We start from the raw sequence: 13,416 nt of genomic DNA on the forward strand, positions 1-13,416 counted from the left end.
AAGTAGATAAAAATGCCTGAAATTCCTAATAGCCAGTCTATTGACATTGAAAGGATTGTCATCTCTGCAATCATTTTTGATTCAAGTAAATTTGAAGATTTTGCTGATTTGCTTGAACCTAAAGATTTTATACATATACCTCATCGGAGTATATTTGAAGTTTGTTTGAGTTTATTCAAGCAAGGATTACCTTTAGATGAAGGTTTTATACGAACTAAACTTCCTGAGAGTAAAATTAGCAATGAAGAATTTTTATATATTTTATCTACAAATCCTATAGCAAATATTGAAGCTTATGTCAAAGAGTTGAAAAATGCTTCCATTAAAAGAGAGTTTCATGCTTTGGCTAATTCTTTACGTGAGAAATCTTTGGATATTTCAGCAAGTAGTGAAGAGATTTTGGATGAAATTGAAAGACAGATATATATTCTTTCTGTAAAAAATATTCAAAGTGATTTTAGGGATAGTTTACAAATTATTTCAAGCACCATTGAGATCATTAAAGAGATGAAAGAAAGGGGTAATAATGTTCTTATAGGTCTCAATACTGGTTTTAAACAACTCAATGAGGTGACTACAGGGTTTAATAAAGGTGAATTGATTATTATTGGAGCAAGACCTGGAATGGGTAAAACCGCTTTGTTCCTAAGTATGGCTCAAACTATTCTAAATCACGGCAAAGGAGTTGCTGCATTCAGTCTTGAAATGCCCGCAGAACAATTAATGCTTAGAATCCTTTCTGCAATGAGTTCTATCCCGCTTCAAGATTTAAGGAGGGGTAATCTTGATGATGAGCAATGGAGAGAGCTTTCTCGTTGTTCAGATATTATGAGTTCAAAAGATTTATTTATTGATGATGGGGGTACTTTGAGTATCAACCAATTACGTTCCAAGCTCCGCAAACTTAAAAGTAAAAATCCAAATATAGAGATTGCTATTGTGGATTATTTACAATTAATGAAAAGTGGCAATAAACGTGGGGATACAATGCGACAAGAAGAGATCAGTGAAATTTCTCGGGGATTAAAGACTTTGGCAAGAGAGCTTGCTATACCTATTATAGCACTTTCACAGCTCAATCGGTCTTTGGAAAGCAGGGATGATAAACGTCCGATTTTATCAGATTTGAGAGAATCTGGTGCTATTGAACAGGATGCAGATATTATTTTATTTTTATATAGAGAAAATTATTATAAAGAACAAAGTGAAAAACAAAGAAGAGCTAAGCTTAAAAGAGATGGCGATGAAAAGGCATTGAAAGCTTTTGAAGATGAGTTGAAACGTTCTGCACAAGAAGATTTTAAAACAGGTAAGGCTGATGAAGCAGAAATCATTATAGCCAAGAATAGAAATGGTGAAACCAAAACTATAAAAGTTCGTTGGAATAGGGCTTATACTCGTTTTGAAGACAAGGCTTTGGAATCTGAAATTCCTTATATTCCTACCAAGATTGATGATAGTTTGTCTATCAATCTTGAAAATTTTTAAAATTGAAAAAAACAAAAAGTTCGCCTTATGCTGTTTTTTTATTTGATGGACTTAGGGAATGGTTTTGGATTATTAGTGTTTTATTTTTAATACTGATGGTTAATTTGACTTTAAAATATAATGAGTTTTTAGGACTTAATTTTTCAAAACCTCAAGAAATATATGCTCAAGTTTTATTCCAGTATCCAAAAGCTAAAGAAAGGATCCTTAAAAATGGTGATCATAAACAAGAAAACTATTTTGTTTTAAAGCTCATGGATAATAATGGGAATACTTTTTATGGTATTTCAAAAGAAGATATTAAATTTATTCAAAATCGTTATATTCGCATATATGGTCAATTCAGAAAATGTAGTTTTGTTGAATTCATGAGGAGTTGTTTTATTAATATTTATAGTCTTTCTTTGTTGCACAAAAGAGATTATCGTGATAAGATAAGAGATTTTATTGATTCACAACATAAAGATTCTAAAGGTTATTTACCTACAGGGAATCTCTATCGTGCTCTTTTTATTGCCGATCCGCTTGATAAGCTTTGGAGAGATATTTCAAATAAATTAGGTTTGGCTCATATTATTGCAATCAGTGGTTTTCATTTGGGGATTTTAAGTAGTTTTTTATATATTTTATTTTATCCAATTTACCATTATTTTCAAAAAAATTATTTTTCATATCGCAATGAAGCTTATGATTTAGGTGTATTGATTTTATGTTGCATGTTTGCTTATTTATTGCTTTTAGATTATCAACCTTCATTTTTTAGGTCTTTTGTGATGGCAGCAGTTGGATTTTTGGTTTATTATAGCGGTATTAGAATTTTGAGTTTTTCTTTATTGTTTATTGTTTTTTTGTTTTGTCTTGCTTTTTCACCAGGATTGATTCTTAATATTGGTTTTATCTTATCAATTAGTGGAGTGTTTTATATTTTTTTGTTTGTGAAATATTTCCCTAAAATCCATCCAATTTTTTATGGCATTTGTTTCAATTTGGCAATTTTTTTGAATATTGCTCCTATAGTTCATTATTTTTTTCCATATTTTTCTCCTTATCAACTTATTTCTATTCCAGTGGGTATTTTATTTATTATCTTCTTCCCTTTGAGCTTGTTGCTACATTTTTTTGGTTTTGGCAATATTTTTAATACATATTTGCTTTGGTCTTTGAAAGTAAATATACCATTTATTGAATACTATACTCCTATTTGGATAGTGCTTTTTTATGCAGCATTATCTTTAGGTGCAATTTTTTCTAGGTTTTTTTATCTATCAATGAATTGTTTGAGCATAGGATTTTTTATTTTTTTATTTTTGAGATATTTATAGTTTTTTATAGTTAAAAATTGTAAAATATCACCTAAAGATGAAGGAGCTAGATGAACACTATTTTTAGGTTGATTGGGAAAGGTATTTTGGTGCTTTTGCCAATCATTATTTTGCTTTGGTTATTGTCTTTTATTTTCGGTTTTATCAAGCATTTTATTGAAATTATTTTCAATACAACGGCTAATAGTGTAGGGACAACTATTGGTATTTTGATTGCAATGGTTTTTTTGCTAATCTATGCAGGTTATTTATTTGAAAAAAATAAAGAATTCTTGCTTGTCAAGGTTTCTGAATTTGTGATTGGTAAAATACCTGGAATTGCTACTATATATGCAGTTTTAAAAGATATTATCAAAATGTTTTCTGGAGGAGGAGGGGATAATTATTTAGGGGTAGCTTATGTTGATTTAGCTGGAAATAGTGTTATAGGCTTCATCACTAAAGAAGAAGAAGGATTTTATTGGGTTTTTATCCCTACTACACCAAATCCTACTTCAGGTATTCTTCTAAGAGTCAAAGATGATAAGTTGGTAAGAGCAGACATGAGTGTTTCAGAAGGCTTGAAAAAAGTTGTTTCTTTGGGTATTAAATAGCTTTAAGGGAAAATTGTGTTTAAAAAACTTATAAATTTTAGTGAATTGGTTGTCTTTCAGCACACAATATTTTCAGGTGCATTTATTTTGATATCAATGATTGTTGCTTCTGTGCAACTCAATCAAAGTGTTTGGTTTGGTTTTAAAACATTATTTTTGTGCCTTTTGGCTTTAATGAGTGCACGTAATTTTGCTATGGCTTTCAATCGTTATTGTGATAAGGATATTGATGTCAAGAATGAAAGGACAAACAAACGTCCCAGTGTAGATGGACGGATCTCTACAAAATCTATATTGGTATTTTGTATTTTTAATGCACTTATATTTATAGGTGTAAGCTATTTAATAAATCATTTGGCATTTTATCTTTCAATCCCTTTTTTAATAGTGCTTGGTGGGTATTCTTATATGAAGAGAATTAGTTATTTGGCACATTTAGTATTAGGTCTTTCTTTAGGTTTGGCTCCGATTGCTGGAGCAATTGCTATTGAGGGGCAAATACCTTTGTGGAGTTTGTTTTTATGTTTGGGTGTTATTTTTTGGGTAGCAGGTTTTGATTTACTTTATTCGCTTCAAGATATTCATTTTGATAGGAAAGAAGGTTTGTATTCTATACCTGCTGCTTTTGGTGTACCTAAAACATTAATGATTTCTCGACTTTTTCATGTTTTAGCAGTGATTTTTTGGGGTTTATTCGTTTATTTTAGTAATGGGTGGATTTTTGCATATATTGGTTTATTTGTTTCAATGTTGATGTTAATTTATGAGCAATATTTAGTAAGTTTAGATTTTAGGAATATCCCTAAAGCTTTTTTTGTTTCAAATGGATATTTAGGTTTTATTTTCTTTATTTTTATTTTATTTGACGGTATAGGTAGGACTTATGGAATCTGATTTTGGTGAGACTTGCAGGAAAAATGGATTCCCAACTCGTATAATTAACTATTATTTTGAAATTGAATATGAAAAATATTCCCAAAAATGTGAAGACGAGTATTTGAAATTATGCGATGGAGGGTATGATAGCTTTGATAATTGGTTGACAAACTTAAAGACAAAAAATAGAGGTGATAATGACGTTGTTCTTGAGGTTTTAGCTGAAATTTATAAAAAACTCCAGTCTTTAGAAAATTTAATCAAACATCAAGATCAAAAATTAATACCTTTAGAAAATAAAAATTTTGCAATGGCTTTGGGGCATGGGATAATTTGTGCAGAAAAAAGCATATTTGAACTTGAAGAAGAATATTATTTGCGGTTTAAATTGCCTATTTTTCCTGAACGTTATATTGGTGTCTTTGGAAGAGCTTTTGAAGAGCGGATCGTGAAGATTACAAAAATGCATCAAAAAGATACAAAAGATTTTGATATGTTTATTGCAAATAGAGAAATAGAAAATCTGAGAACACAGCATAGAAAGGATATATAATGGATTTGAATTCTGATAATTTAGTATTGATAGTTTCAGGTGCTGGATTATTGATATTGATAATTTTGATATTTTATATTTATCTTAAGGATAAAGAATTTTATCAAAAAACACAACGTTTGGAAAAAGCAATTGAAACAATAAGTAAAGAGATATATAAAATACGTAAATCAATTCAAGAAAATGAAATGCACAATGAATTTACAAATTCAACTTTGGGTACAAATATTAAAAATGAGGTTAAAAATAATTTAAATACAAGTTTATCTAATTTGTATTCACATATTCAAAATATAAAAGAAACATTGGATAAAGATAGGGATTATTTTGAAGAAAAAATCATTACCCTTGAAGGTAAAGTTAGAGAATTTGGACATTTTTCCAATGGAGGGAATGATATTGATGAAAAACGCATAGTGAGTATGTTCCAAGATGGTTGGAGTGTTGATTCAATCGCTAAAGAACTTAGGATTGGGCGGGGTGAAGTTGAATTTATCCTGAAGCTTGCTGATATTAAATAGAGTTTTTTGATTTATGCGGATCATAGAATTTTATTCAGAACAAAAAATATGTAGCTATATCCCTACAAAAATAAGCTATTTTTATTATTTATATATTGAGGAATGTAAAAATTCTTTTTATAGAGGACTTCTTGAGAGGGGTTGGAGACGTTTTGGGAAGTATTTTTTTGTACCGATATGTCCTGATTGTAAAGATTGTGTTTCAATGCGTCAAATCGTCCAAGATTTTTCTTTTAGCAAAAATCATAAACGTGTTTTTGCTAAAAATAAATCTGTAAAACTTATCATTTCTAGGCCAAAAGTAGATGATGAAAGGTTGTGTTTGTATGATAAATATCATAAATATATGGTAAAAAAGAAAGGTTGGGAATATAAGGGTATTGACACTTTGAGTTATCAAGATATGTTTGTAGATGGTTTTATGGATTTTGGTTATGAATTTGCATATTGTATCGATGATAAATTGATTGGACTAGGCTTAGTGGATGCTTTTTTAGACAGTATGTCTGCAATTTATTTTTTTTATGATCCTGATTATGAAGATTTGAGCTTGGGGACTTTGAATATTTTATCTCAAATCAGGACTTGTAAAGAAAAAAATTTGAAATATTTTTATCCAGGATATTGGATAAAAGATCATTATTGTATGGGCTATAAAGAACGTTTTAAACCTTTTGAGATATTGGTGAATGCCCCAGACTTATTTGATATACCTTTGTGGAAAAATTATCAAAAGGAAGAAGATGAAGTGGAGTAATAGGTTTTCAAAATATTTTGGAAATTTTGCTAATAAGGCTTTTCCAAGAGTATTTCAAAATATCATTAACATTATTTATGTGAAAATTTTTAATATTGATTTGAGTGATTTTGCCCCCATTGAATCTTATAAAAGTTTGAATGAATTGTTTACAAGATATTTGAGGGTTAAAAGAGATTTTGATAATACAAAGGATAGATTGATTTCGCCTTGTGATTCTCTTATTACACAACATGGCGAAGTTTTTTCAGGTATGGCTTTACAAATTAAAGGAATGCAATATAATGTCAAAGAGCTTTTAGGAGAAGAAATAGCACCCGGGTATTTTTATTTCAATTTTTATCTTTCTCCAAGTGATTATCATCATTATCATTCACCTTGTGATTTGGAGGTATTAAGTGTGCGTTATTTTGCTGGCGAATTATTGCCTGTAAATAAACCTTCATTAAAGAAAAATATTGATTTATTTATCAAAAATGAACGAGTAGTCGTGATTGCTAAAGATTTCAGGGGAGAACTATTTTATTTTGTAGCTATAGGTGCTTTAAATGTAGGGCAAATGGTATTGAATTTTGAACCTGCCATCCAGACCAATACCACTGCGGGGCTGAATGCTTTTTATAAATATGAAAATCCAATTATTATTCATAAAGGTCAAGAAATAGGGATGTTTAAAATGGGTTCTACCGTTGTTATTTTTGCTAAAGGATTAAAAAATCTTCCTGCAAGAGAAATAAAGGTAAAATTTGGCGATACAATCGCTACATTGATTTAAAACTAAAAAGGTAAGGTTATGCAAGGGATTCAAAAACAAATCAGGCAACTACTAGATGATTTGAATGGATTACTCGTAGCTCATTTTTATCAAAAAGATGAGATTGTTGAGATTGCTGATTTTAGTGGTGATAGTTTGGAGCTTGCTAAAAAAGCTAGCTTTAGCGAAAAGAATTTGATTGTCTTTTGTGGTGTTGGTTTTATGGGACAGAGTGTAAAGATTTTAGCCCCACAAAAAAATGTGATTATGCCAAAGATAGCTTGTTGTTCAATGGCAAGAATGGTGAGTAGTGATTATTATGATAATAGCATAGCACTTTTGGAAAAATATGGGATTTCAAAAGAAGAGATTTTACCTATTACTTATATCAACTCTAATGCAGATGTTAAGGCAAAAGTTGGACAAATGAATGGTTTGGTATGCACTAGCAGTAATGCGAAAAAAATTTTTGATTTTGCTAGAAAACAGGGTAAAAAAATATTCTTTTTACCTGATAAATGTTTGGGTGAGAATCTTGCTAAAACAGATGCATTAAAATCAGCAATTTTAGGCATTGATGGCAAAGAAAAAATCTTAGAGGCTGATGTGATTTGTTATAATGGATTTTGCTCTGTACATCAGCTTTTTACTCCTTTTGATGTAGAGTTTTTTAGAGAAAAATATCCAGATATTTTGATAGTTGTTCATCCAGAATGTCGTCCTGAAGTCGTACAGATGGCAGATTTTATAGGCTCTACAAGCCAGATCATTCAATATGTTGCTTCGCTCCCTCCTTCCCAAAAAGTAGCTGTAGGTACAGAATCCAATCTTGTTAATCGCCTCCGACCATTACATAATGGCACTAAAAATACTTTTGTCCTTTCTGCAACAATACCTGAATGTCCTACTATGAATGAAACAAATTTAAATGATGTTTTTGAAGTCATTAAGGCTTATAAAAATCATCGTCCTTATAACCAAATCAGTATTGATCCACAAACTGCAGATTTTGCCAAAAAGGCTTTGGATAGAATGTTGGAGCTTTCATAATGAGTGAGAATATTGGACATTTCATCCATGAAGTTTTAAAAGAAGATCTAGGTCGAGGGGATTTATTTGAACGTTTGGTTAAAAAGGATTTTTCTGTCAAGGCAGTTATTGTTGCGAAGGATAAAGGTGTTTTTTCAGGTGAAATTTATGCTAAAGAAATTTGCAGGATTTTTGATATAAAATATAAAATTTTAATTAAAGATGCTCAAATTTTTAAAGAGGGTGAAGTTTTATTTGAACTAGAAGGAGATTATACAAAGTTATTAAAGATTGAACGAACACTTTTGAATATATTACAACATTCTTGTGGTATTGCTACTAATACTGCTACGTATGTAAAAGAGCTTGAAAACATTGATATTGCGATTTTAGATACACGTAAGACACGTCCACTTTTGAGGAATTTTGAAAAATATTCTGTTCGTAATGGTGGGGCAAAAAATCATCGTATGGGTTTAGATGATACATTAATGCTCAAAGACACTCATTTGAAATATATCCAAGAATCTGATTTGAAATCTTTTATCAAATTGGCAAGGAAAAATATTCCTTGGACGGCAAAAATTGAGATTGAATGCGAAGATGTTTTATTTGCAAAAACTGCAATGTGCTCAGGGGCTGATATTATAATGTGTGATAATATGGAGGTTAGAGATATTAAAGAAGTAGTTGCATTTAGGGATGAATATTATCCTAATGTTTTGCTTGAGGGAAGTGGAAGGATCACAAAAGAAAAAGCACTTATTTATGCTCAAAGTGGTGTAGATGCTATTAGCATTGGTTCTTTGATACATCAAGCAGTTTGGCTTGATTTGAGTATGAAAATGTTGTGATGGATAAAGAATCTTATTTTATTCAAAAATTGATTCAAAGTGGTATCACTCAAGGTATTGGTGATGATGGAGTAGTATTTAGTAAGAACACTACTTTATTATTTAAAAACAAATTATGTATTTTTGATGATATTCAAACCCCTATTTATGCAATGGATATGTTTTGGGAAGGGGTACATTTTAAAAAAAATTGGCTAAGGGCTAAGGAGATTGCTTATAAGGCTTTTTTAATCAATATTTCAGATATTTTAGCAATGAATGCTGTTCCTAAATATGCTATTTTAGGAATATCTTTACCACAAGATGTTTCAAAACAATTTATCAATGAACTCATTTCTGGTATGGTGCAAGCTTGTAAAGAATATGGAATAAAAATCATTGGTGGAGATACCATTGGAGGAGCGGATATAGGTCTTGCTATTAGCATGATTGGAGATGGAAAAAATAAAGTGCTTTTTAGGAAAGGTGCTAAGATAGGGGATTTGATTTTACATACTGGTAGGCTTGGAGGAAGTTATCGTGAACTTTTGAGATTGCAAAGAGGGATGAAGGGAAATAGGAAAAATAGATTTTATAATCCTCTTTTAAGAGGTAGTTTTATAAGGAGAATTTTTAATTTTGTGCATTTGGGGATAGATATTTCTGATGGAGTTTATACAGAACTCAATCGATTATGCAAATTAAATAAGCTTTGCTTCAAATTAGATACTTTAAGTAGAGATTATAGAAGCGGGGAAGAATATGAAATGCTTTTTTGTATTTCAAAAAAAGATTATCTTAAAATATTGCGACTAGGTAGAGTATATAGAATCCCTATTAAGGTTATTGGAAAAGTAGTGAGAGGAAAAAATCTTTATAAAACGAATTCTTGGCATTGAATTTATCTATCTATGATAATACTAAAAATCAAAATAACAAAAAATAAAAGCTTAGATTATTCTATATTTCCCATTTCTTGACTCTGTGTATTAGCAATAAGAGGGTCAATAATATTATCTAAATTTCCTGCAAGCATTGTTTCTTCAAGATTATAGAGAGTGATCCCGATCCTGTGATCAGTGATTCTATTTTGAGGGTAATTGTATGTCCTAATACGTTCACTCCTATCCCCGGTTCCTACTTGTGATTTTCGTGCTTGTGAATTTTGATCTTTTTGTTCTTGGATTTGAGTTTCATAAATCCTAGCTTTTAAAATTTTCATTGCTTTATCTTTATTTTTGTGTTGGGATTTTTCATCTTGCATTGAGACACTTATACCTGTAGGGATATGTGTGATTCGCACAGCAGAATCTGTTGTATTTACACATTGACCACCATTTCCTCCTGCACGAAATACCTCTATTTTTAAATCATTGGGATTGATAGTTATTTCAACATCATCTACTTCAGGCATTATAGCAACAGTAATGGCTGAAGTATGTATTCTACCTTGAGATTCTGTTTCTGGGACTCGTTGGACCCTATGGGTTCCTCCTTCATATTTTAGTCTTGAATATGCTCCATTGCCTTTAATAAGTGCGATGATTTCTTTATACCCACCAAAATTATTTTCGCTAGAGCTAATGATTTCTACTTTCCAGTTTTTTGCTTCAGCGTAGCGACAATAAGCACGGAATAAGTCGTTTACAAAAATTCCTGCTTCATCGCCTCCAGTGCCAGCACGTAGCTCAAGATATATATTTTTGTTATCATTTGGATCTTTTGGGATGAGCAGATTTTTGATTATGGATTCTAAAGAATTTTTTTGAATTTCAAGGATTTTGAGTTCCTCTTTGGCAAGTTCGCCTAATTCCTTATCTTCTAAAAGCAATTTGTTATCTTGGATATCTTGGAGTGCTTTTGCATAAAGCTTTGCATTTTGGACTATTTCTTCAATATCACTTTGCTCTTTGCTTAATGAGGTAAGTTTTTTGATATCATTGATGATATTGGGATTAATGAGTGAAATAGAAATTTCATCATAACGACGGATAATAGGTGCAAGCTTTTCAAGGAGCATAAAAAGCCTTTTTAACTAAAGATTCTGATTCTAAATATATTGCTATAGATTTTGTATAAGAGAACTTAATTTTCTCTAAGCTGCTTTTGTAGCAATCTTTTTTACAGAAGCATTCAAACGAGAAACCCTTCTTGAGGCTGTATTTTTTTTAATAATGCCTTTAGAGACAAATTTGTGTAATTCTTGATTGGCAACTTTTAGGCTTTCTTGAGCTTTTGTTATATCATTAGCACTCACAGCTTCTCTGACATTTTTAATGATATTTTTAATACGAGTTCTATAGTATCTATTTCTTTCGGTTCTTTTTTCAGTTTGCCTTATTCTTTTCTCTGCAGATTTATGATTCGCCATTGTTTTGGTTAATCCTTTTATAATTTAATTTAAGGCACAATTATGACTAGTTTTTGATTAAATATAGTTTAAAACTTTGGAGCTAGGATGATGAAAATTTTTGGGACTGATGGAGTGAGGGGGAGAGCAGGTGTTGATATTACTCCTATGCTTGTAATGAAGCTGGGTGCAGCAGCTGGATTATATTTCCGTAAACATTCTATTACTAATAAAATTTTAGTAGGCAAAGATACAAGAAAAAGTGGCTATATGATAGAAAATGCTTTGGTAAGTGCTTTCACTTCTGTTGGTTATGATGTGATACAAGTAGGACCTATGCCAACTCCTGCCATAGCATTTTTGACTGAAGATATGCGATGTGATGCTGGGATAATGATTAGTGCAAGCCATAATCCCTATGAAGATAACGGTATAAAGTTTTTTGATAGATTTGGATATAAGCTAGATGAGAAAGCAGAGGGTGAAATAGAAAAATTATTTTATGATGAAGCATTAATGATGCGTAGTTATAAGACAGGAGTAGAGATTGGTAGTTCTAAGAGGATTGATGATGTGGTGGGACGTTATATTGTCCATTTGAAGAATTCTTTTCCAAAAGATTTGAATCTGCAGGGTATTAGAGTAGTCATTGATACGGCTAATGGAGCAGGGTATAAAGTTGCTCCAACTGTATTCAGTGAGTTAGGAGCAGATGTAGTGGTTATCAATAATGAGCCAAATGGTTTTAATATCAATGAACAATGTGGAGCCATGCATCCTTTTGCATTGAGTACTGAAGTAAAACGTTATCGTGCAGATGTTGGTTTTGCTTTGGATGGAGATGCTGATAGATTGATAGTTGTAGATAATAGAGGGAATGTAGTTGATGGTGATAAATTAATAGGGGCTTTAGGGGTTTATCAAAAGTCTTTGCATAAACTTAAAAATAACAAAATTGTAGCTACTGTGATGAGTAACTTTGCATTAGAGGATTATTATAAAAAATATAAGATTGACTTGATACGTTGTAATGTTGGTGACAAATATGTATGTGATGAAATGCAAAAAAATGATGCTAATTTTGGAGGGGAGCAAAGTGGGCATATTATTTTTGGGGATTATGCCAAAACTGGTGATGGGCTTGTGAGTGCTCTTCAAGTGATGGCATTGATGATAGCATCTAAAAAAAAGAGTTCAGAGGTTTTGAATCCTTTTGAGCTTTATCCACAAAAATTGATAAATATTCCTATTGAATGCAAAAAACCTTTAGATGATATCAAAGGATATAAAGAGCGATTGGAAGAAATAGATAAGTTAGGTATGAGGCATTTGATACGTTACTCAGGCACTGAAAATAAACTTAGGATATTACTTGAGGGGAAAGATAGATCATTATTAGAATCTAGTCTTAAAGAACTTAGTTCTTTCTTGAAGGAAAAACTTTGCTAAAAAACATAGATTTTGGAATGAAAAAATCTTTTTTATTTTTTTTAATAGTATTTATTTTGATTTTTAGTATTGATCAATACATAAAACATTTGATATTAGAAGGATTGCGTTGGGAGGGTAATTTTTTTTCAATTATTTTAGTATTCAATAAGGGCGTTGCTTTTTCAATGTTGAGTTTTTTAGGGGATGGGCTTAAATATTTGCAACTCATATTGGTTATTTTGGTGTGGTTTTTGTTGATGAGACAGAGAGATTTTTGGCTTCGAAATTATTATATTCTTGGGATGATCTTTTCTGCAGGCTGTTCAAATATTTTTGATAGATTTGTTTATGGTGGGGTAGTTGATTATATTTATTGGCATTATGGTTTTGATTTTGCCGTGTTTAATTTCGCAGATATGATGATTGATATTGGGGTAGGAGCATTGATTTTAAAAACCTTTTTAAGTAAAACTAAATAATCTTTAATATAGAATTTGCCTCTTGATTTTTGATCGCGTAGCTCAGTGGTAGAGCACTACCTTGACATGGTAGGGGTCGTTGGTTCAATCCCAATCGTGATCACCACAAAAACTTTCTTTTCATATACATATCATAACATATCACTACATATTGATACACATTTTTATCTTCAAATTTCATCATTCGGGCATTTTATTCTTAAATATTGCTTAATCATATTACATATGATTACATATGATATACCTATCACAACCTATTGCAGTCTTTAAAAAGTGGTTACAAAAAGGTCAGGAAATCTCTGTAAGCTCAAATGGAAATATATAGATTGGGAGAATAAGACACTCAGTATTCCAAGAGCTGAAATGAAAGATAACAATAAGAATATCCCTGATTTTAAAATCCCTTTATCCAATCAAGCTATTAATATCT

Annotated in this window: 15 protein-coding genes and 1 tRNA gene; 14 read left to right on the forward strand and 2 right to left on the reverse strand. The window is 30.9% G+C overall.

What is annotated here, in order from left to right; genetic code table 11:
- The first annotated feature begins 12 nt into the window (after positions 1–12).
- The 11 genes from BKH44_RS04415 to BKH44_RS04465 are packed head-to-tail and all read left to right on the forward strand — an operon-like array spanning position 13 to position 9,625.
- Positions 13–1,488: a replicative DNA helicase gene (locus tag BKH44_RS04415; protein ID WP_095270418.1), complete on the forward strand. Its 1,476-nt coding sequence runs from the start codon at positions 13–15 to the stop codon at positions 1,486–1,488.
- A gap of 2 nt (positions 1,489–1,490) precedes the next feature.
- Positions 1,491–2,810: a ComEC/Rec2 family competence protein gene (locus BKH44_RS04420; protein ID WP_095270420.1), complete on the forward strand. Its 1,320-nt coding sequence runs from the start codon at positions 1,491–1,493 to the stop codon at positions 2,808–2,810.
- Positions 2,811–2,860: 50 nt separating this feature from the next.
- Positions 2,861–3,403 carry a DUF502 domain-containing protein gene (locus BKH44_RS04425; RefSeq protein WP_095270421.1) on the forward strand — a complete coding sequence of 181 codons (543 nt, stop codon included), beginning with the start codon at positions 2,861–2,863 and terminating at the stop codon, positions 3,401–3,403.
- Positions 3,404–3,418: 15 nt separating this feature from the next.
- The gene (gene mqnP, locus BKH44_RS04430) at positions 3,419–4,297 is read left to right on the forward strand and encodes a menaquinone biosynthesis prenyltransferase MqnP (protein ID WP_095270423.1); all 879 of its coding nucleotides are present in this window, start codon (positions 3,419–3,421) and stop codon (positions 4,295–4,297) included.
- Positions 4,287–4,832: a hypothetical protein gene (locus tag BKH44_RS04435; RefSeq protein WP_095270424.1), complete on the forward strand. Its 546-nt coding sequence runs from the start codon at positions 4,287–4,289 to the stop codon at positions 4,830–4,832. The genes mqnP and BKH44_RS04435 overlap by 11 nt, the downstream gene beginning before the upstream one ends.
- A complete protein-coding gene (locus tag BKH44_RS04440) occupies positions 4,832–5,353 on the forward strand; it encodes a helix-turn-helix domain-containing protein (RefSeq protein ID WP_095270426.1) in 522 nt (173 codons plus the stop codon). The genes BKH44_RS04435 and BKH44_RS04440 overlap by 1 nt, the downstream gene beginning before the upstream one ends.
- Before the next feature lie 13 nt (positions 5,354–5,366).
- Positions 5,367–6,110, forward strand: coding sequence for an arginyltransferase (locus BKH44_RS04445; protein ID WP_095270427.1), 744 nt, complete (start codon positions 5,367–5,369; stop codon positions 6,108–6,110).
- Positions 6,097–6,885 (forward strand): phosphatidylserine decarboxylase, encoded by a 789-nt coding sequence (locus BKH44_RS04450; protein ID WP_095270429.1) that lies wholly within the window; start codon positions 6,097–6,099, stop codon positions 6,883–6,885. Before BKH44_RS04445 ends, BKH44_RS04450 begins: the two co-directional genes overlap by 14 nt.
- An 18-nt stretch (positions 6,886–6,903) precedes the next feature.
- Positions 6,904–7,914 carry a quinolinate synthase NadA gene (nadA, locus tag BKH44_RS04455; protein ID WP_095270431.1) on the forward strand — a complete coding sequence of 337 codons (1,011 nt, stop codon included), beginning with the start codon at positions 6,904–6,906 and terminating at the stop codon, positions 7,912–7,914.
- Positions 7,914–8,747, forward strand: a complete 834-nt coding sequence (gene nadC, locus BKH44_RS04460; RefSeq protein ID WP_095270433.1) for a carboxylating nicotinate-nucleotide diphosphorylase — start codon at positions 7,914–7,916, stop codon at positions 8,745–8,747. Before nadA ends, nadC begins: the two co-directional genes overlap by 1 nt.
- Positions 8,747–9,625: a thiamine-phosphate kinase gene (locus BKH44_RS04465; RefSeq protein WP_095270435.1), complete on the forward strand. Its 879-nt coding sequence runs from the start codon at positions 8,747–8,749 to the stop codon at positions 9,623–9,625. Before nadC ends, BKH44_RS04465 begins: the two co-directional genes overlap by 1 nt.
- 56 nt (positions 9,626–9,681) lie before the next feature.
- On the opposite strand, the gene prfA is transcribed toward BKH44_RS04465, so the two are convergent.
- Together prfA and rpsT are read right to left on the reverse strand one after the other, a co-directional pair.
- On the reverse strand, positions 9,682–10,746 hold the full coding sequence (gene prfA, locus BKH44_RS04470; RefSeq protein WP_095270437.1) for a peptide chain release factor 1: 1,065 nt from the start codon (positions 10,744–10,746) through the stop codon (positions 9,682–9,684).
- 75 nt (positions 10,747–10,821) lie between these two features.
- A complete protein-coding gene (gene rpsT, locus BKH44_RS04475) occupies positions 10,822–11,097 on the reverse strand; it encodes a 30S ribosomal protein S20 (RefSeq protein WP_095270439.1) in 276 nt (91 codons plus the stop codon).
- Between the two features lie 90 nt (positions 11,098–11,187).
- Between rpsT and glmM the strand changes: the two genes are divergently transcribed.
- The 3 genes from glmM to BKH44_RS04490 all read left to right on the forward strand — a co-directional run bounded on the left by glmM (position 11,188) and on the right by BKH44_RS04490 (position 13,092).
- Positions 11,188–12,525, forward strand: a complete 1,338-nt coding sequence (gene glmM / locus BKH44_RS04480; RefSeq protein ID WP_095270451.1) for a phosphoglucosamine mutase — start codon at positions 11,188–11,190, stop codon at positions 12,523–12,525.
- A gap of 17 nt (positions 12,526–12,542) precedes the next feature.
- A complete protein-coding gene (lspA, locus tag BKH44_RS04485; protein ID WP_095270453.1) occupies positions 12,543–12,986 on the forward strand; it encodes a signal peptidase II in 444 nt (147 codons plus the stop codon).
- A gap of 31 nt (positions 12,987–13,017) precedes the next feature.
- Positions 13,018–13,092: transfer RNA gene (locus BKH44_RS04490), tRNA-Val, on the forward strand.
- Positions 13,093–13,416: the final 324 nt, after the last annotated feature.

The sequence above is a fragment of the Helicobacter sp. 13S00477-4 genome (assembly GCF_002272785.1).
Taxonomy (GTDB): Bacteria; Campylobacterota; Campylobacteria; order Campylobacterales; family Helicobacteraceae; genus Helicobacter_J.